This window comes from Neobacillus sp. YX16, from assembly GCF_030123505.1.
Lineage (GTDB): Bacteria > Bacillota > Bacilli > Bacillales > Cytobacillaceae > Neobacillus.
Window position 1 is genome coordinate 2,623,145 of sequence record NZ_CP126115.1, and the last position, 18,297, is coordinate 2,641,441.

The following is an 18,297-nucleotide window of genomic DNA, read 5'->3' on the forward strand; positions in this document are numbered from 1 at the left end:
GTATCAGGAAACGGCTTCGCTAGTATGCGGAGCTTTTTCTTTAATTACTTCTATAAAGTTTGATAAAACAACCATCAGACTTTCTAATTCATATGAAAAAGTACCTAAAACTATCAAAATAAATCAAATAATTAGCTTTATAGTATGGTAATATGGGGTATATATTCTACTTTTGTATGCGCTAAAAGCGAGGGGAGTTTGAAATGGAATTAAATGATTTTTTAGAGATGTTCATTGAAGAATCAAAAGATCATTTGCAAAACATTAATGATGAACTTTTAAAGTTAGAAGCTGAGCCAGACAACACATCGATTGTTAATGAGATCTTTCGCTCTGCTCACACTCTAAAAGGAATGGCAGCAACCATGGGGTTTGAAGACTTAGCATCTTTAACGCATGAAATGGAAAATGTTCTCGATCTTCTGAGGAACTCAAAATTAACGATTACCTCTGAAATAATGGATATCATTTTTACTTGTGTTGATTTTATTGAAAAAATGGTTAATAACATCGAACAGGGTGGAAAAGGGAAAGAAAATGTAACGGACATTGTATTCCAACTTAGGAAAATACAAAATCCGTCACTTTCTATTCAATCTGAAAATCAGGCTAAGAATGAGATCGCCGCTGCTGCGCAATTAGTAATGGATGAATATCAAGTTTCTGTCATCAATGAAGCTATTAAATTTGGTAACCATGCCTATCAAATATCGGTTACCTTGGATGAACAATGTGTGATGAAAGCGGTCAGAGCTTATATGGTTTTCCAAGTATTAGAAGACCTAGGGGAAGTCCTTCAAACCAATCCACCAGTGGAACAAATTGAAGAAGAAGGTTTTGATGATACTTTTAGTATTTTACTTTTATCTCCTCAGGAAGCTCAGGATATTCAAAAGCAATTGTTAAATGTGTCAGAAGTGAAATCAGTTCTTGTTGTTGAGCAAGGAAATCAAGAAGCAACAATTGGTGAGGAAGTACTAGTTAATGAGGTTGAAGTAGCGGAACCATCAACAAAACCAAACGGCACTGAAGATAGTGATTCCAGTAAGAAAAAACCGCGATCAAAATCGATCCGTGTCGATATTGAGAAGCTTGATCAGTTAATGAATTTATTTAGTGAGTTAATCATTGATCGTGGGAGACTTGAACAAATCGCCAAGAAAACGCAGCATAATGAGTTGACAGAAACGGTAGAACATATGACGCGTATATCAACCAATCTTCAAGAATTGATATTAAACATGCGAATGGTTCCAGTTGAACAGGTATTTAACCGATTCCCTCGGATGATCAGGGATCTTGCGAAAGAATTGAATAAAAAAATTCACCTGGTCGTAGAAGGTGCTGAAACCGAATTAGATCGAACGGTAATTGATGAAATTGGCGATCCTTTGGTCCACTTATTACGAAATGCTTTAGATCACGGTCTGGAAACTACTGAAGAAAGAGTTAACAGTGGGAAACCGGAAGAAGGAAAAATTGTATTAGAAGCTTATCACAGTGGAAATCATGTCTTTATTGAAGTGAAGGATGATGGAAGAGGGATTAATAGGCAAAAAGTGTTATATAAAGCTATTGAACGCGGCGTGGTAACGCTGGAGGATAGTCAGAATCTATCAGACTCACAAGTATATTCGCTGTTGTTTTCATCGGGATTTAGTACAGCGGATAAAATTTCTGATATATCTGGCCGCGGTGTTGGCTTGGATGTTGTTAAAACGAAAATCGAGTCTTTGGGCGGGGAAATAAGTATAGATTCAACACTAGGTCAAGGGTCTATTTTTCGAATTCAATTGCCGTTAACTTTATCCATCATCTATGCCATGTTAATCAAAGTGGCAAATGAAACGTATGCCATTCCATTTAATTCGATTGTAGAAATCACGAATGTGGCTGCAGATGAAGTTTTAACTCTTCATGGACAAAAGGTAATCCAATTTAGAGACCAGGTAGTGCCGTTAACTTATTTACAAGAAGCGTTTCATGTTCCTTCTGCACCAAAAGAGACAGAAGAACAAGAATTATTTATTGTGATTGTTCGCAAAGGAGACAAAACAGTTGGATTAGTGGTGGATTCTGTAATTGGCCAACAAGAAGTTGTATTAAAATCTTTAGGTGGCTATTTAACCAATTTATTTGCGATCTCGGGGGCTACAATACTAGGCAATGGCGAAGTGGCACTCATCATAGATTCCAATCAATTTATTAATTAGAAGACTTTGTTATAGGATGGTGCTGATTTTTGACCAAATGTTGATTGGAGTGGAAGGCACGAAGACTCCTGCGGGAAAAGCGAGACAGGCGAGACAACGCAGACACGCAGTGTCGAGGAGGCTCGGCGGTCGCCCGCGGAAAGCGAAGTGCCTGGGACGGAAATCAACATCTTTGTTTAACAGAGTAAATTAGAAAGGAAGATTCTAGTGGAGAGTTTCAAAATCGTCGCCTTTAAATTAGGAGATGAAGAATACGGATTAGATATAAAAAATGTTCAATCGATTGAACGAATTCAGCAGATTACGAGAGTTCCCAATGCCCCTCATTATGTAAAGGGTGTTATCAATCTTCGAGGAACGGTTACACCTGTCATAGATCTGCGAGCGAAATTGGACTTTGATCAAAGTGATTATACCAACCATACGCGTGTTATCATTACCAAATATAACGAAATACAATTAGGCTTTATTGTAGATCGAACAAGTGATGTAATTGACGCAGCATATGAAAATATGGAAAATACATCATCTATAAGCGGGAATACAGAGTTCTTTGAAGGCATAGCGAAAATAAATGGGCGTTTGATTATTTTATTAAATCTAGAAGAATTAGTAAAAACATCAAACAATTAATTTTATAAAAAGAGGGGATCGTATGAAGGTTGAGGATTCTAAATCACTCGTTTTTCGGGTAGGGAGCGAAGAGTATGGCGTACATATCACCCAAGTGGTATCGATTGAAAGAATGCAAGAAATTACTTCTTTTCCTAACCGTCCACCACATGTATTGGGCTTCACAACTGTGCGCAATATCGTGATCCCTGTGATCGACATGCGTACAGCTTTAATAGGGAATACAATCGGTGCTAATGAAACGTCTCGCATCATTATTGTTATGGTTAAGGAGCAAGAAATTGGTTTGATTGTAGATGCAGCAACAGATGTCATTGATATTTTACCTGAAAGTATTCAGCATCCTGATTTAATGATGCAAACAAGAGAAATATCCTATCTTAAAGGAGTTTCTAAATTAGAAAGTCGTTTAATCATCCTTTTAGATATTGAAAAGTTACTAGAAGACACCACAAATTTAGATGAATTGAAAAATATAAAAGATTCTCTCTAAATGAATGCAGCTGTGGACGTTACTTATAAAAGGGGAAAATGAAATGTTTAAAAAATTGAAAATGAACATACCGATGAGCGTACAACAAAGAGGCAGTTATGTCATCATCATCTTATTTTTCGGGTTTTTGGCTTATTTTGCATCAGATAGTATTAAAAAGATTGGTGAAGATGTAAGTGATATGGGGAAAACACAAATTCCGAGAATTGAATTAATTGGCACACTCAAAGAAGATTACACCCGAGTTCGGCTCTTTTTAATACAGCATGCCTTCGAGCGTGAGGCAGCTGATAAAGATCAAATGGAAAAATTGATCAATGAGAATATAGAAAAGATACGGGTTAGCATTAAAAAACTAGAGAAATCCAATAATTCTAAGAATGACGAAAAGTTATTGGAAGAGTTCAATCAAGATTTTGAAGAGTTTGCTGCTATTATTTTTTTCTATATCAGTCAATCAGAAAGTAACGATTATGAGTTAGTGAAAAAAGAAATGGAAACCTTGGGACCGCTAGGAGAAAAGACACTAACATCACTGGATAAACTTGCGTTGGATATTAATGAAGAATCGGATACGATAATTGAAAGTTCAAAACAGGATATCGATGCTTTTATTAAACGAATCTTTCTCATCGCAGTTTTCGGAGGACTTGTAAGTATATTAATCTCTATTGTTATGCTCAGAATTATTAAGCGTTCAGTTAGGAATGTCCTAACAAATGTAGATAAAACAACGCATTCAGGTAATGAAATTGCCTTAACCATCAATCATGTTTTTGAAAGCGCAAATGAATTAGATACTTCCATGAATAAAGCCAATGCTTCAGTCAATGAATTGGTTGCTTCTATCCAACAAGTGGCGAGCAGCACCGATATAACAGCATCTAGTGTAGATGAAGTATCCGCGGCTGTTGAACAAATGAGTGCGTCGATCAATATAGTGGCAGGAAGTGCTGATTATTTAAATGTTTCAGCTGAAGAGACATCTGCAGCGATACAAGAAATGATGGCCTCCATTGAACAAGTTGCGGCAAACGCAGGCAACGTAGGGATAACGGTGGAAGAAATATCTGCAGCGATTGAAGAAATGAGTTTATCCATAAAGGGAGTAAGTGAAAACACTTTCAGCCTAACTCAGACTGCTGAGCAAACATCAGAAACGATAGAGGAAATGGTACGTTCTATTCAGCAAGTAGCAGAAACCACACATTCTGTAAAAGAATTAACGGAAACTGTACAGCAGGATGCGGTTGAAGGAACTATATCTTTAGATGAAACCTTAAACGGAATGAAGGATATTTCTCAAGTAATTAACCAAGCAAGTCATGTCATGGAAAGTCTAGGGGAAAGTTCTGAAGAAATTGGAAGTATAATCGAGGTTATTGATGATATCGCGGAACAAACGAATTTATTAGCATTAAATGCAGCAATTGAAGCTGCACGTGCTGGCGAGCATGGAAAAGGCTTTGCTGTAGTTGCCGACGAAGTTCGTAAATTAGCAGAACGGTCAACGAAAGCAACAAAGGAAATTGCCGATCTTATCAAAGGAATTCAAAATGAAACGGCAGCTGCTGTTTCCTCCATCAAAGCGGGAGAAGACAAAGTTAGAATTGGAAATCAGTTAGCGGAAAAAACGAATCTAGCGATTAAGAAAATTTCAGAAGGAATTGCACAGGTGACCGAGCAAATGGTACAAGCCAACCAAGCAACTTCTGAGCAAACTAAGAATAGTGAACTTATCATAAAAGCTGTTGAGAATGTAACCAAGAAAGCTGGAGAAATGGCACATTCTACACAACTACAATCAGTAAGTGCAGAAGAAATTGTAAAAGGAATCATGAATACCAAAAACCAAGTTCACCAAATTACTTTAGCTACTGCTGAACAAGCAAAAGGCGGACATTCAATTGTTACTGCAGTTGAAAATGTCACCACACAATCGAGCTCTGTTACCAATGCAACCAAGGAACAGGCGCTTACGGCGGAAGAAATTGTTCGTAATATCAATCATATGAGAGAAATGGTTCAACGAATGTCCATTGCTGCAAGTGAACAGGCGAAATACGGTGCTGTAATTGCCCAAGAGGTTGAAAACGTTCTAAAGCAAACAGAAGAATTAAATGGCAGCATAGAATCACAATCTAAGGAAATGGCAGAGGTAGCTGTTTCCATTGAGGAAGTAAAAACACAAGTGCTAAAATTAAGATAAATAATAGATTCAAAGGAACTCTCGTAATTACTTGCGTGAGTTTTTTTATTTGCATTGGTTATAAGTATTGTTGATATATATTATTAACATTAATGAAATTAATAAAAAAGTAGGGTATAATGACTATGTATATTTTGATAAATTTTGATAGATTTTTTTTGATGGGATTCGGAGGATAAGCATAATGAAAATACAAGAACCAGTAAGGATCAATATGAATGATCCAAGGTTGACTGCGACTGACCGGACTTCGAGTCAATCACCATCGTTTCAAAAAATTATGAGTACATATTCAAAAGATCTGACAAAAGATCACCTCCAACAGATATTGGTGAATATTGATCAACAAGGTCAAAAATTGAGTGAAAATCCAACCTTTAATGAACTTAGAAAATACAAGGATTTGGTTAAGCAGTTTATGGGTGAGGTTACAAAAAGTGGGATTGCTCTGTATCAAACAGATATCTGGGACCCTTATGCAGGAAATAAAACATTAAAAACAGTTCAAACAATTGATCGAAAATTAATAGAGTTAACGGATCAAGTATTAAACCAACAAGATAAGGGCTTATCCATACTAGAGCGAATCGGAGAAATTAAAGGTTTATTGATTAATCTTTATACGTGAAATATTGATTATTTTAGAATTGGGAGGGGATTAAAAGATGATAAGAGGTCTATATTCAGCTGCTTCAGGTATGATTTCTTTAGAGCGTCGACAGGAAGCACTATCTGATAATCTAGCAAATGCGCAAACACCAGGATACAAGAAGGACGACACAGTCCTCCGGGCTTTCCCTAATCTGTTAATGCAAAGGATTCGTGATTTTAATGAAAATGCAACTGGACCAGTTCCGGGTGCACCAACTATTCCCGGTAAGCCTGTTCAGATTGGTGAATTATATAATGGCGTTTATCTACAAGAACGTATTCCGAGCTTCAGTCAGGGGACACTTGTTCAGTCTGATAATCCCCTTGACATCGCCATCGAAGATCAAGGTCTTGCACCACAGATAATTAATGGTAAACAAGTAAAACCAGCTGCATTCTTTACGGTTCAGCTTCCGGATGGAAGTGTGGGGTATACCCGAAACGGGAAATGGGATGTAGATAGCGCAGGGAATTTAGTCACTTCTGACGGGTATCGAGTTCTCGGTGCCAATCAACAGCCTATTCAACTTACTGATAGCATCAGTAAAGGAGATATACAAATTAGCGCTGATGGGCAATTAATAGCCTATCCTAGTGACCCAAATAGAACAAGGGTTGCAGGTCAACTAGCCATTGCAGTGGCAGAAAATCCGAATGAGTTGCGCCGTGTTGGCGGGAGTACCTATCAGTCTGATAATCCACTAGTAATAAATAATCAAGGTGTTACGATTCATCAGGGGTTTATTGAACAATCAAATGTAGATCCAGGCCAAACGATGACAGAAATGATGGTAACAGTACGGGGATACGAGGCGAATCAGAAGGTAATTGGCGTGTATAACACATCGTTAGAACAGCTTTACTCTGTTGGAAAGATTAACGGATAAACCATAGAGAATGGGAGAAAAAAGAAATGAATACTTCATTATTTATCTCTTCGGGTGCTATGCAGGCATACCAGCAAAAAATTGATAATACTGCAAATAATGTAGCGAATGTAAATACAAATGGCTATAAACGAAAAGATCATAGTTTTTCGGAAATCTTGGCCTCACAAATCAATCATCAGGGGAGTATTGATCAGGAGGCTGGCAGACTAACTCCTGAAGGACTTCGGGTCGGATATGGAACACGAATTGGCCTTACACAGACCAATATGGAACAGGGCCAGGCAATTGCCACTGGGAATCCGTTTGATTTAATGATCAAGGGCAATGGCTTTTTCCAGGTGGGCTATCCTGGAGCGGCCGGGGGAAATGGTGAAGTAAGATTTACCCGAGATGGCAACTTCCACTTAACACCGAATCCCTATGTGCAAGGCAGCTTTCATTTAGTAAATAGTAATGGCGGTTATCTACTCGATCAAAATGGTGCACCACTTGAGTTCAATGATCAATATGATGTGAATTTTACAGAGAATGGTCAACTTCGATTGAAAGAGAAGAATGGTCAGGGGACTGAATTTCTATCGCCACAGCAGGTGGGGATGGTGGATATTCAAAATCCCAATGTACTACAGAACTTGGGCAATAATGAATTTGGGATTGATCCAGCTTTATTAGGGAATGGAACAACTGCAGCAGATTTTGTTCGGGTGATGGGCCAAGGAGAGGCGCAGTTGTCATCGGGTTATCTAGAGGGATCCAATGTCGATTTGACGACTGAAATGGTGGAATTGATGACCTCCCAGAGGAACTTTCAAATGAATGCTAGAGCGGTTTCATATGCCGATCAAATGATGGGGATCGCCAGCAACATTCTAAGGTAATATCTGGAGACGTAGATGCGTCTCCTTTTTACATAAAAACTATTAACTTTTATAACTAGAATCCGATAATCGTAGATAAGGGGTATATTGTCCTTTATGAACCATGAAAAAAAGGGGGTACCAACATGATCGAAAACAATAGCTTAAGGGTAACCGGTCTAGCTTCGGGAATGAATACAGACGAAATCGTAAGCAATCTCGTAAAAGTCCAAAGCGCCCGGTTAAACAAACTAACACAAAACAAAACACTAGCAGACTGGAAAACTGACACCTACCGGGATGTAAATAAAAAAATCGATGAATTCCGTAAGTCGATGGAAAACTTGCGGTTGCAATCAACATTTAACAAACAAGCAGTTATTTCTAGTGATTCAAAAGTAGAAGTTCAAATGGGCGGGACAAGTACACTTACGGACTTTACTATCTCAAATGTGACATTAGCTTCTTCAGCTAAACCAGCAATGGTTAGCTTCTCAAGTGGTGCTGCCAATGTCGCGGAGGATATGACCTTTAATCTCAATACTATTGATATTGCACTTACAAAGGATATGACCTTTGATCAGGCAATAGCTGAAATTAATAAACACAGCACCAATACAAAAGTTAAGGCAGCTAATGTTGGTGGATCTCTAGTTTTGACTTCAACTGATTCAACATCACCAATTAATCTTACATTAACAGGTACAACGACCTCTGATAATTCATTAAAATTAACTACCAATCCGCTTCCAATTGAAGCAACTCCAGCAAGACTTGGGAGTGTTACGATAAATGGGTCTAAAATAGAGGGAATATCCTCAAATAAGTTTACTTATGAAGGCGTAACGTTTACTTTAAAAGAACCATTCACAGGTAGTGTCTCTGTTCAAGTGAGCAGTGATACTCAAGGAATATTTGATAGTATTAAAACGTTTGTAGATAAATATAATGAACTAATTGCCGATTTAAATGGGAGATTAACTGAAAAAAAATATCGTGATTATCCACCATTGCTTGACGAACAGAAAAAAGACCTAAAGGAAAATGAAATTAAGCTTTGGGAAGAAAAGGCTAAAAGTGGTTTGTTAACGAATGATGCTACTATTCAAACCTTTTTAACTGAAATGCGGAATAGCCTTGGTTCAGTAATAGAGAATTCAACAGGTTTTAAGTCTTTAAAGGATATTGGAATTAACTTCTCAAATAATTATCAAGACAAAGGGAAATTAGTTCTTGATGAAGCCAAATTAAAGGGTGTTCTACAAACTAACTTGGAAGATGTTAAGAAATTGTTCACTTTCAAGGGTGGAGATAGTACTAGTTCCTCCACAACTGTGACAGATAGAACCAAGCATAATGAAAGTGGGTTCGCTTGGAGAATTTACGACCGCGTAAATTTAACCATTAGCCAACTTGGTACACTTGCCGGTTCACCGAATACCTCAGTGGATACAAAAAGTTTTATGGCTAAACAAATAAAAGCTCTGGATGAGAACATTAGTAGGGAAGAACGTAAAGTAAGTGCATACGAGGCGAGATTATGGAAGCAATTTGGTGCAATGGAAAAAGCATTACAACAGCTCAATTCTCAAGGATCATGGCTGTCTCAGCAATTAGGAATGTAGATAAAATTAAAAGCACAAACTATCAAAAATATGATAGTTTGTGCTTTTTTTGTTGAAGTTGGTATTCCATTAACAATGTTGAATCAAAGTGATAAATATTTTTGAGAAAGGGTGCTAAACTATTTTTTTGTAAATCCGATAAATAAAAACAAGCAAGTGTATCAAATATAAAAAATATTTGATAAAAGTACTAAACTACTAGTTTGAAATTCCGATAATAAATAATACCCAAGGGATTCCTTATTTACCACATGTTTGAAACTTTTCTACAAGACGCTAAACATTTCTTTTGAATCTCCGATAATAAGAAATGTAGTGGTAAAGAATTATTGGAGGTCGATAACGTGCTCATCGTAGGTAGGGAAATTGGACAATCTGTGATTATTGGTGAGGCCGTTAAAGTAAAAGTAATACAATTTGGCTCCAAACTTCGGCTAGCTATTGATGCACCAAAAGATATTCCCATCACCCAAGTGAAACAGAGTGGAATAGGGAAGAACAAGTTGAAAAAAGGAGCTAGAATCATTGGTTCCACTACACAAATTGGCGGTTACATAAAGGTTACAGTTATTCAAACTGAATCGGGTCTTTTGCGATTTGCAATCGAAGCACCAAGAGAGATTAATATCTTTCGAGAGGAATTGTACAAGGGTAATCTTCTCAAAGAAGATCAATTTGCACAAAGTTCTTTAGTAATTTGATAATTATATCAAAATCATTTTGTTAATGGACCCACCGGGTTTATTATAGATAATCTTCAAACAATAATAAGAAATATAGGAGGAAATAAATTATGCGTATTAACCACAATATTGCAGCACTAAACACACACCGTCAGTTATCAAGTGCATCCGATGCACAAAGCAAATCAATGGAGAAGTTGTCTTCTGGGCAAAGAATTAACCGTGCAGCTGATGATGCAGCTGGACTATCCATATCTGAAAAAATGCGTAGCCAAATTCGCGGTTTAGATATGGCAACTAGAAATGCACAAGATGGTGTTTCATTCATTCAAACTGCAGAAGGTGCTTTAAACGAAGTAAGTGATATGGCATTGAGATTAAAGGAACTAGCAGTACAGGTTACTAACGAAACTTACAGTACTGATGACAAGGCGAACATTGGTGCAGAAATGAATGCATTAGGGACAGCAATGAATGAAATTCTTACTGAAACTAAATTTAATGGTATTGATGTATTTGGCACAGGGGCAGCTATTAAGTATGGTGAGGATGCATCACTAACAGTAGATATTGCAGCAGCAACAAAAACTAACTTTGCTTTACTGAAAACAGCAACTGACGCTGCTGCCGCAACTCCAGGTGGTGTTACAGTTGCACTTGTTGAGGATGCTATCACTGAAATTAACACTAATAGAGCAACTTATGGCGCACAACAAAATCAACTTGAGCACGTTATTCGTAATCAAGGTACAACTGCCGAAAATCTTCAATCTGCTGAGTCTCGTATCCGTGACGTAGACATGGCAAAGGAAATGATGACTCAAACGAAGAATTCTATTCTTGCACAAGCATCTCAAGCAATGTTGGCTCAATCTAATCAGATGCCTCAAGGAGTTTTACAACTCTTGAGATAATGATTTAAGGGCGTCTTATCTGGCAACGGGTAAGAGTATAACTGGGTGAATTGCTGGAACTTCCTAAAGCCTCACCAACCACAACGTAACTGGAAACGGTAGGCGTAAAGGTTTGAAAATGATGGGGATGAAACAATGGATAATCAGCAGCCAAGCTCCTGTGAGGAAACTCTGGAGAAGGTTCAACGACTAGAGAAAACGGTCTAAGGTGAAAACTATGGCTATGAATCTCGTAGGGCAGCAAAAACTGTTCGAAGTGCCCAGCTCCATGAAATAATGGATGAAGATATAGTCTATTCTGTAATCGAAAGATACAGTCGCAAAGCAAGCGAACCAACAACCACAAGGAGTTCTACAACTTCTTCGTTAATAAACTTTTTGAAATTTGGAATCCTGGAATTACTGGGATTCCTTTTTCATTTACATAAATATTCAATATTCTTCCAATTTTATCCTCTACCACTAAACTTTTCCTATTATTGTCCGATAATACTGATAACATATTGTCAATAAGGGGGATGGGGATGCTAGATAAGATTACGATTGCAAACAATTTATCGGCTAATTCTCAGTTAAAACCAGTTGAGAAAGTGGAAAGTGTACCACAAGCTAAAGCGGTCACTCCAGAAAAACAAGAACAACGTCAACAACATGGGCAATCCAGGGAGAAGACGGAAAAAGTGATTGCGAGTATCAATGACTTTTTAAAAGCGTCGAATTCCCATTTGAAATTTGAGTTTCATGATGATCTTCAGGAATACTATGTAACTCTTGTGGATGATAAAACGAATGAAGTAATCCGAGAAATCCCCTCAAAGAAATTACTCGATATGTATGCAGAGATGACGGAATATGTAGGACTGTTAGTAGATAAAAAGATTTAAGATAGGTGGTGCTCTCATGCAGGTCCCTCAGATACGATTGCAGCAAACATATGCACAAATAGGGCTCCGGATCACTCAGCCTATACAAGAGCTTCAGCAGGAACCTGCTCGACTATCCATCAAGCAAACTCCAGCAACCATGAAAGTGACACGAACTCCCTCTAAGCTTGATATTAATCAAGACCAAGCACGGAATGAAATAAATATGAAAATGCCAGATGTTTTTAGTAGAGACAATGCGGAAGCATCCAGGCAAAAAGGGTTAGAAAATATCGCCGAGATTGTTCTAGAAGGCAATCAACTAGCCGCAATCGAGACTAAAACCGATGCACTTGCCGCAATTGCTGTGAATAAATCATTACCCGAACCTGATGACTACAATATTGCCTTTATTCCTAGCTACGGCTCAGTCCAAATCGATTACACTCCAACCCAACTCCATATAGAATGGGAAAAAGGGGGTGCGGATATACATGCAACACCTCATGAAATCACACATCACTATACTCCGGGCAAGACGGAAGTTTACCTTCGTCAAATGAATCAGCTTCAAATCGATATTGTTGGAGGCTCGATTAATACACAATCATAGGAAGGCGGTGAGCACAATAGCTCTCCGCCATCTTTTATGTGAGTATCAGATATACTAGTGAAATATATAGTTCATTTTGGTACAATGAAACAGGCTTCTCTAAGGAGTAGAAAATCTTTTATAAACATTACTAAACTTTTGATTGTTACATCCGATAATAATAGAAAAAGGAATAAAGGGGAGGGAATTGATTATGAGAATTATTGATATGAAATATGGTCTTTATTCCTACCAAAATCAACCTAAAAATACAGTTACACCAAATACAGCGAAAAAAGCCTCCGCCTCTGCGGAAGTTCAAATATCATCACGCGGGCGTGAAATGTCACAAGCCATGATGTCTGAACAAGCCGGGAGACAGCAACGTGTGCAGGAATTAAAACAGCAAATTGCAAATGGCACCTATCAGGTAGACAGTAACAAAGTTGCCAATAAAATGCTTGATTTCTGGACAAAGAATTCCCTTTAGGAGGAATACATCATGGAAGATGTGAAAAATCTCATAGATAATTTGGAAGAGATGATTGATGCTCATAAACGCATGCTCGACTTAGCAAAAGAAAAAAGAACATTGCTTGTTGAAGGTAATAGTGATGGTCTAAAGGCAGTCGTTTATCGTGAGAGCTCCTGTGTGGATGAGATTCAGAAGCTAGAGCAGCAAAGAAAACAACTCGTCCAAGAATACATGGTGAATAAGGGTCTTTCCGGACAATCTTTTTCGTTAGAAGAATTAAGCAATATTCAGGGAAGTCCTTTTGTAAGGACCACATTACAATCCATTTCGAAACAACTCCACGTTATAATCCGAGAAATTACCCAATTGAACGAGAGCAACCAACAATTGATTCAAGCATCTCTTTCCTACGTCCAATATTCTATGGGGATGCTTGTTAAAAAGGAACCGGCAATCGGTTATGGTCCCAATGCCAAAAACCGTTATTCCAATATGTTGGATGCGAAAATATAGCGAGAATAATAGTTCGAGAGATAAGGAGGGAACAGTATGACTTCAACCTTTCATGGCCTAGAGCTGGGAAAAAGAGCCCTTTTTGCGCAACAGGCTGCACTATCCACCACCAGTCATAACGTTGCCAATGCAAATACTACTGGTTACACACGTCAACGGGTGGAAATGCAGGCAACCAATGCTGTTAAGCTTAACGGATATCAATTAGGAACGGGAGTAGAAATAGACAAACTGGTACGTCTTCGGGAAGAATATTTAGATGTTCAACTGCGCGGTGAAAATCAAAAGTTAGGATACTGGGAAGCAAAAAGTGATACTTTTACCAAAATCGAAGAGCTGATGAACGAGCCCTCTGATCAAGCTTTGGCACATACGCTGGATGAATTTTGGAAGGGATGGCAGGATTTATCCAATAACGCCGATAGTGCTGCTGCCCGTTCGGTTGTCAGACAAAAAGGGGTAGCGGTAACAGAAACCTTTAATCATATTCTGAACTCCCTAAACACCATGCAAAGTGAATTAAAAGACGTTATCACCACGAAAACGAAGGAAATCAATATACTGGCAACACAAATTAGCAGTATGAATGATCAAATTTCGCGTTTGGTTCCGAATAGTTATGAACCGAATGATTTGTACGATCAGCGTGACGTACTGATTGATCGGTTATCCAAATTAGTAGATGTTAAAGTAACTTCTACTTCCAATGGCATGGTTGATGTGTCAGTAGATGGGGCTGTATTAGTTTCAGGTAAAAAGGCTAATAGCTTAAGTATTGATTATGATCCTGCAAGTGGCTTAGTGAATCCGCAAGAAATAAAGATTGCAGGAAGCACGATAAACCTTGAATCCGGGGAATTATTAGGTGTCATTGAATCATATGGGGTTGTTGGGGGAGAATCCAAATCCATCATTCCATCGATGAGAGATAAGATAAATAATTTAGCCATGACCTTTGCGAATGCAGTTAATACTGTTCACGAAAGTGGCTTGAACTTAGATACGATTAATGGTGTTTCAAACAAGCAGGTACCATTTTTTACGGGCACCTCGGCACAGGATCTAAAGGTAAATCCTGAAATTATGAAGTCGCTGAACTTAATTGCAGCAGCAAACGAGGAATCCCTGGGACAAACTTCAGCTGGGAATGGAAAAAATGCCCTTGAAATTGCCAATATTAAAATGGATGCTAGTCTCGAATTTCTCGGCAGTACTTCCACCATGGATGATTTCTATCGTAATATTATCGGACAGCTAGGGATTGATTCACAGGAAGCGCAGCGAATGAAAGATAACTCAGAAGTCATTGTGCAACAAGTAGAAAATAGACGATTATCCGTATCAGGAGTATCGCTAGATGAAGAAATGGCCAATATGATTAAATTTCAGCAGGCGTATAATGCTGCTGCGCGAATGGTAACGGTTATGGATCAATGCTTAGAAAAAGTAATTAACGGTATGGGTCGAGTAGGATTGTAAAAGGTGGTGTAGAACTTTGCGTGTAACTCAAAATATGCTTAATCATAATTTAATCTTTAATTTAGAGCGTTCTAATCGAACGATGGAAAAATATCAAGAACAGGTATCTACGGGTAAAAAGGTGAGTAGACCATCAGATGATCCTATTACAGCAGTCCGTAGTATGTATTACCGTTCTACTCTCAATGATATTGAACAGTTCAAAAGGAATGCCGATGAAGGGCTTTCTTGGATGACAACAACGGATGAAGCACTGGGTGAAGTAACATCAGTATTGCAAAGGGTGAGGGAGTTAACCATACAAGGTCTTAACGGTACGAATGATGAAAGCGGCCGTAACGCAATAGCTGAAGAAATTGATCAATTAAAAGCACACTTAGGAGAAATTGCAAACTCTTCAATTGGTGGAAAATATGTTTTTGCAGGGACAGATGTGAAAACAGCACCATATCGTGATGACCCAGCTAATTCCAATTCTTCGAAAGAGTTCCGAAACAATAACGAAGAGATTCTGGAATTACAGGTTGGACCAAACAATAGTGTTCCCATAAATGTATTCGGAAAAGATATCTTTAATAATGATGGCAACGGCGGAATATTTAAAGTGTTATCAGATATTGTTTCTAATTTTAAAAATCCGGCTGCTGGTTCCTCTGATCATCTCGATCAATTAGACAGTCAAATGGATAACATACTTGGACAACGCTCGGAGCTGGGGGCGCGCATGAATCGTATGGAATTAAGTATATCCAGGCTGGAAGGACTTGAGGTATCAACCACAAGTTTGTTATCAAAGGAAGAGGATGTGGATATTGCTCGTGTCATTATTGATCTAAAGGCACAAGAGAATGTACAACGAGCTGCCTTATCCGTTGGAGCGAAAATCATTCAGCCATCCTTAGTTGATTTCTTACGGTAATTTCTTTGGGTGACACTGGGAAAATAAGTGTCAGCCCTTTTTTTTGCCTAAAAATGGTTAAACGCTGACAGTTTTTCCAATGAAAAACATTTACTTACAGAGATACATTAATCTAAAGACAGCAGGAGGGGAGTTTATCTATGTATCCAAAAGTGAATCAAAATATTGTACTTGATATAAAAGGGAAGGACAAAAACTTTAAAACCATTGTTGCGGAGATTAGTGATAAGGAAATTTTAATCGGCTTCCCGATGGATTTAAATATTTTAGGTCTTTTGCCAAGAGGAACAGTAATTTATATAACTTATTCAGTAGGAGATGATTTATATAAATTTCTGAGTACCATTATCGGAAAAAGAAATGAAAATATGCCATTGTTCCGCTTGGTTAAACCGAAGGAAAAGGATATAAAAAAAATCCAGCGAAGAAACAACTTTCGCGTAAAAGCCAATCTGCCAATGGTGCTGAAGGACTCTGAAGTCACTACGGTTGATATTAGTGCAGGTGGGATCCAAATATCCTGCAAGGAAAATTATGAAATAGTCTATGGGGAAGTCGTTTCAGGAACCTTGCACATTCCAGGTGAATTAGAGGATGTTAATTTTCAAGGAATCGTGAAGCGAATCAGCAGGAATGCTAATGATGAAAGAAAAAATGTGGCGATTGCCTTCACCAATTTGAATCAAGGGAATCAAGAGAAAATCACACGGTACTGTTTTGACAAACAGCGGCAAATGCGTTTAAAATCGAAGTGAATACATATCGGCAAGCCTCATTAGGGGGCTTTTTTTAATCACAATTTCTGTCGATTCAAGTCGACTAAATATTTTAAAGATTTCTACAAATAATTTTACATATCTTTACAAAACTAGTATAATGACCATATAGTTTTATAGATTATGTTTTCAAAGGTTGAGAATCTCAGCATAACTTTTATAAATATTTGATTTTATTTGATGTACACCCTCAAAAAAACCACTTTGATACGAACAGTATAATAAGTCAATATCTAAGTTAAGAGTTTTATTGAAAATTAGTACAATCGTGTGAATACAATAAGTGAGAATATTTATTAATAAAGTTTTGCAGGAGGTAAATCATATGAGTTTGAAAAACGCCATTTTTGAAATAAAAGAAAGTATTATATATCAGAAAATTGGTCATTCTGAAGACGAATTTATTCAAAAGCTAGAATCAAAATATTCATTGAACATGGGTAAACTAATATTTTATTTTAATTTTTTGATGATCTTGTCGATGAAGTATGCAGAAATGTTGAATCCCACCACACAGTCCACCAAAAAAGTAAATCGAAAGTGGACAAAGGACGAAATTGAGTTCATGTTTCAATATATTACCGATCGTCAGGAAGAAGGAGCTCTCAATATTACTGAAATCATAGATGAAATAGCTCAACTTATTAACCGGGGCTATCAATCGGTAAATTATAAATATTATTCACTTGTTAAGGAAAAAGAGAAGAAAGAAAAAGAGAGCCCAAAATTTCAGTTTACGACGATTTCACAACATGAGGTTCCAGTATTATCTACTGAAACCATCGAAAAGACTCCAACTGAAACCCAAGTAAAGGAAAGCAGTCAGGCAAATGAAGATGATTTGTTAGATATTTTATCGGGTCTCATCACAAATGTGCAGCAGCTTCCTGGAATTCAATTAAATGAATTGCTTCGAAGTTTGTACCAGTTGACGAATATGGCGCTACAAAATCAGGATGCTGTTCAACAAATTGCGAATGTAAAGCTAGAAAGTGATCTTGAGAAAAAGGCACTTAAAGAAAAGTTAGCAGCCATGGAGGAGCAGGTAGCTCTTGAAAAAAAACGTAATGATGAGCTTCAGTCTGAGGTAAGGAAATTAGCAAAAGAAATTATGTCCTTTAGCCAACTAGGGGACGCATCCAAAATTCAAAATCTTAAATCGTACAACCAACGTCTAAACTATATCTTAGATGGCTCCGGCTTAGTAGTCCAAGTTAGCGGTTAATTTTACAAAATCATATAAAAGTTATTCCTTTGGAATAGCTTTTTATTTTTTTGCTTTGTTAAAGCTTAAATATTTATTTTGGCACTCTGTTGATTTGCGTGGAAGGCACGAAGACCCTTGCGGGAGGACGGGGCAGGGGAGACCCCGCAGGTGCTTAAGCACCGAGGAGGCTCCCCGAACTGCCGACGGAAAGCGAAGTGCCTGGAACGCAAATCAACAGAATAATTTAATACAGCTATTTTTTTCATAAAAACCCTTAACTATTTTTGATTTCATCCGATACATTT

General features: G+C 37.7%; 18 protein-coding genes. All 18 read left to right on the plus strand.

What is annotated here, in order from left to right:
• Positions 1-203 precede the first annotated feature (203 nt).
• On the plus strand, positions 204-2,213 hold the full coding sequence (locus QNH48_RS12500; protein WP_283955192.1) for a chemotaxis protein CheA: 2,010 nt from the start codon (positions 204-206) through the stop codon (positions 2,211-2,213).
• A gap of 207 nt (positions 2,214-2,420) precedes the next feature.
• The gene (locus QNH48_RS12505) at positions 2,421-2,846 is read left to right on the plus strand and encodes a chemotaxis protein CheW (RefSeq protein WP_283955193.1); all 426 of its coding nucleotides are present in this window, start codon (positions 2,421-2,423) and stop codon (positions 2,844-2,846) included.
• Positions 2,847-2,868: 22 nt separating this feature from the next.
• A complete protein-coding gene (locus tag QNH48_RS12510; protein ID WP_283955194.1) occupies positions 2,869-3,339 on the plus strand; it encodes a chemotaxis protein CheW in 471 nt (156 codons plus the stop codon).
• 43 nt (positions 3,340-3,382) lie between these two features.
• Entirely contained in the window at positions 3,383-5,548 is a 2,166-nt protein-coding gene (locus tag QNH48_RS12515; RefSeq protein WP_283955195.1) for a methyl-accepting chemotaxis protein, read from the plus strand.
• A 184-nt stretch (positions 5,549-5,732) separates the two neighbouring features.
• Complete coding sequence (locus tag QNH48_RS12520) at positions 5,733-6,176, plus strand: YaaR family protein (RefSeq protein WP_283955196.1); 444 nt, start codon at positions 5,733-5,735, stop codon at positions 6,174-6,176.
• 37 nt (positions 6,177-6,213) lie between these two features.
• A complete protein-coding gene (locus tag QNH48_RS12525; protein WP_283955197.1) occupies positions 6,214-7,086 on the plus strand; it encodes a flagellar hook-basal body protein in 873 nt (290 codons plus the stop codon).
• A 26-nt stretch (positions 7,087-7,112) separates the two neighbouring features.
• Positions 7,113-7,967, plus strand: a complete 855-nt coding sequence (locus QNH48_RS12530; protein WP_283955198.1) for a flagellar hook-basal body protein — start codon at positions 7,113-7,115, stop codon at positions 7,965-7,967.
• Positions 7,968-8,092: 125 nt separating this feature from the next.
• Positions 8,093-9,571 carry a flagellar filament capping protein FliD gene (fliD, locus tag QNH48_RS12535; RefSeq protein WP_283955199.1) on the plus strand — a complete coding sequence of 493 codons (1,479 nt, stop codon included), beginning with the start codon at positions 8,093-8,095 and terminating at the stop codon, positions 9,569-9,571.
• Positions 9,572-9,915: 344 nt separating this feature from the next.
• Positions 9,916-10,272, plus strand: a complete 357-nt coding sequence (locus tag QNH48_RS12540) for a carbon storage regulator (protein WP_283955200.1) — start codon at positions 9,916-9,918, stop codon at positions 10,270-10,272.
• 92 nt (positions 10,273-10,364) lie between these two features.
• Positions 10,365-11,168: a flagellin N-terminal helical domain-containing protein gene (locus QNH48_RS12545; protein WP_283955201.1), complete on the plus strand. Its 804-nt coding sequence runs from the start codon at positions 10,365-10,367 to the stop codon at positions 11,166-11,168.
• A gap of 524 nt (positions 11,169-11,692) precedes the next feature.
• Positions 11,693-12,052 carry a flagellar protein FlaG gene (flaG, locus tag QNH48_RS12550; protein WP_283955202.1) on the plus strand — a complete coding sequence of 120 codons (360 nt, stop codon included), beginning with the start codon at positions 11,693-11,695 and terminating at the stop codon, positions 12,050-12,052.
• A 16-nt stretch (positions 12,053-12,068) separates the two neighbouring features.
• On the plus strand, positions 12,069-12,644 hold the full coding sequence (locus QNH48_RS12555; RefSeq protein WP_283955203.1) for a DUF6470 family protein: 576 nt from the start codon (positions 12,069-12,071) through the stop codon (positions 12,642-12,644).
• A gap of 193 nt (positions 12,645-12,837) precedes the next feature.
• Positions 12,838-13,113 (plus strand): flagellar biosynthesis anti-sigma factor FlgM, encoded by a 276-nt coding sequence (gene flgM / locus QNH48_RS12560; RefSeq protein WP_283955204.1) that lies wholly within the window; start codon positions 12,838-12,840, stop codon positions 13,111-13,113.
• A 12-nt stretch (positions 13,114-13,125) separates the two neighbouring features.
• Positions 13,126-13,611 (plus strand): flagellar protein FlgN, encoded by a 486-nt coding sequence (locus QNH48_RS12565; RefSeq protein ID WP_283955205.1) that lies wholly within the window; start codon positions 13,126-13,128, stop codon positions 13,609-13,611.
• Between the two features lie 36 nt (positions 13,612-13,647).
• Positions 13,648-15,090 (plus strand): flagellar hook-associated protein FlgK, encoded by a 1,443-nt coding sequence (gene flgK / locus QNH48_RS12570; protein ID WP_283955206.1) that lies wholly within the window; start codon positions 13,648-13,650, stop codon positions 15,088-15,090.
• A gap of 16 nt (positions 15,091-15,106) precedes the next feature.
• Positions 15,107-16,009 (plus strand): flagellar hook-associated protein FlgL, encoded by a 903-nt coding sequence (gene flgL, locus QNH48_RS12575; RefSeq protein ID WP_283955207.1) that lies wholly within the window; start codon positions 15,107-15,109, stop codon positions 16,007-16,009.
• 140 nt (positions 16,010-16,149) lie between these two features.
• Positions 16,150-16,764 carry a flagellar brake protein gene (locus QNH48_RS12580; protein WP_283955208.1) on the plus strand — a complete coding sequence of 205 codons (615 nt, stop codon included), beginning with the start codon at positions 16,150-16,152 and terminating at the stop codon, positions 16,762-16,764.
• A gap of 346 nt (positions 16,765-17,110) precedes the next feature.
• Complete coding sequence (locus QNH48_RS12585) at positions 17,111-18,010, plus strand: hypothetical protein (RefSeq protein ID WP_283955209.1); 900 nt, start codon at positions 17,111-17,113, stop codon at positions 18,008-18,010.
• The last annotated feature ends 287 nt before the right edge of the window (positions 18,011-18,297 follow it).

Excerpts from the sequence above, each read along its gene's own strand:
- QNH48_RS12585 (WP_283955209.1), top strand. The coding sequence starts at position 17,111 with ATGAGTTTGAAAAACGCCATTTTTGAAATAAAAGAAAGTATTATATAT.
- QNH48_RS12525 (WP_283955197.1), top strand. The coding sequence starts at position 6,214 with ATGATAAGAGGTCTATATTCAGCTGCTTCAGGTATGATTTCTTTAGAG.
- QNH48_RS12555 (WP_283955203.1), top strand. The coding sequence starts at position 12,069 with ATGCAGGTCCCTCAGATACGATTGCAGCAAACATATGCACAAATAGGG.
- QNH48_RS12510 (WP_283955194.1), top strand. The coding sequence starts at position 2,869 with ATGAAGGTTGAGGATTCTAAATCACTCGTTTTTCGGGTAGGGAGCGAA.
- QNH48_RS12520 (WP_283955196.1), top strand. The coding sequence starts at position 5,733 with ATGAAAATACAAGAACCAGTAAGGATCAATATGAATGATCCAAGGTTG.
- QNH48_RS12530 (WP_283955198.1), top strand. The coding sequence starts at position 7,113 with ATGAATACTTCATTATTTATCTCTTCGGGTGCTATGCAGGCATACCAG.
- QNH48_RS12500 (WP_283955192.1), top strand. The coding sequence starts at position 204 with ATGGAATTAAATGATTTTTTAGAGATGTTCATTGAAGAATCAAAAGAT.
- flaG (WP_283955202.1), top strand. The coding sequence starts at position 11,693 with ATGCTAGATAAGATTACGATTGCAAACAATTTATCGGCTAATTCTCAG.
- QNH48_RS12580 (WP_283955208.1), top strand. The coding sequence starts at position 16,150 with ATGTATCCAAAAGTGAATCAAAATATTGTACTTGATATAAAAGGGAAG.
- QNH48_RS12565 (WP_283955205.1), top strand. The coding sequence starts at position 13,126 with ATGGAAGATGTGAAAAATCTCATAGATAATTTGGAAGAGATGATTGAT.
- flgM (WP_283955204.1), top strand. The coding sequence starts at position 12,838 with ATGAGAATTATTGATATGAAATATGGTCTTTATTCCTACCAAAATCAA.
- QNH48_RS12545 (WP_283955201.1), top strand. The coding sequence starts at position 10,365 with ATGCGTATTAACCACAATATTGCAGCACTAAACACACACCGTCAGTTA.
- QNH48_RS12515 (WP_283955195.1), top strand. The coding sequence starts at position 3,383 with ATGTTTAAAAAATTGAAAATGAACATACCGATGAGCGTACAACAAAGA.
- fliD (WP_283955199.1), top strand. The coding sequence starts at position 8,093 with ATGATCGAAAACAATAGCTTAAGGGTAACCGGTCTAGCTTCGGGAATG.
- flgK (WP_283955206.1), top strand. The coding sequence starts at position 13,648 with ATGACTTCAACCTTTCATGGCCTAGAGCTGGGAAAAAGAGCCCTTTTT.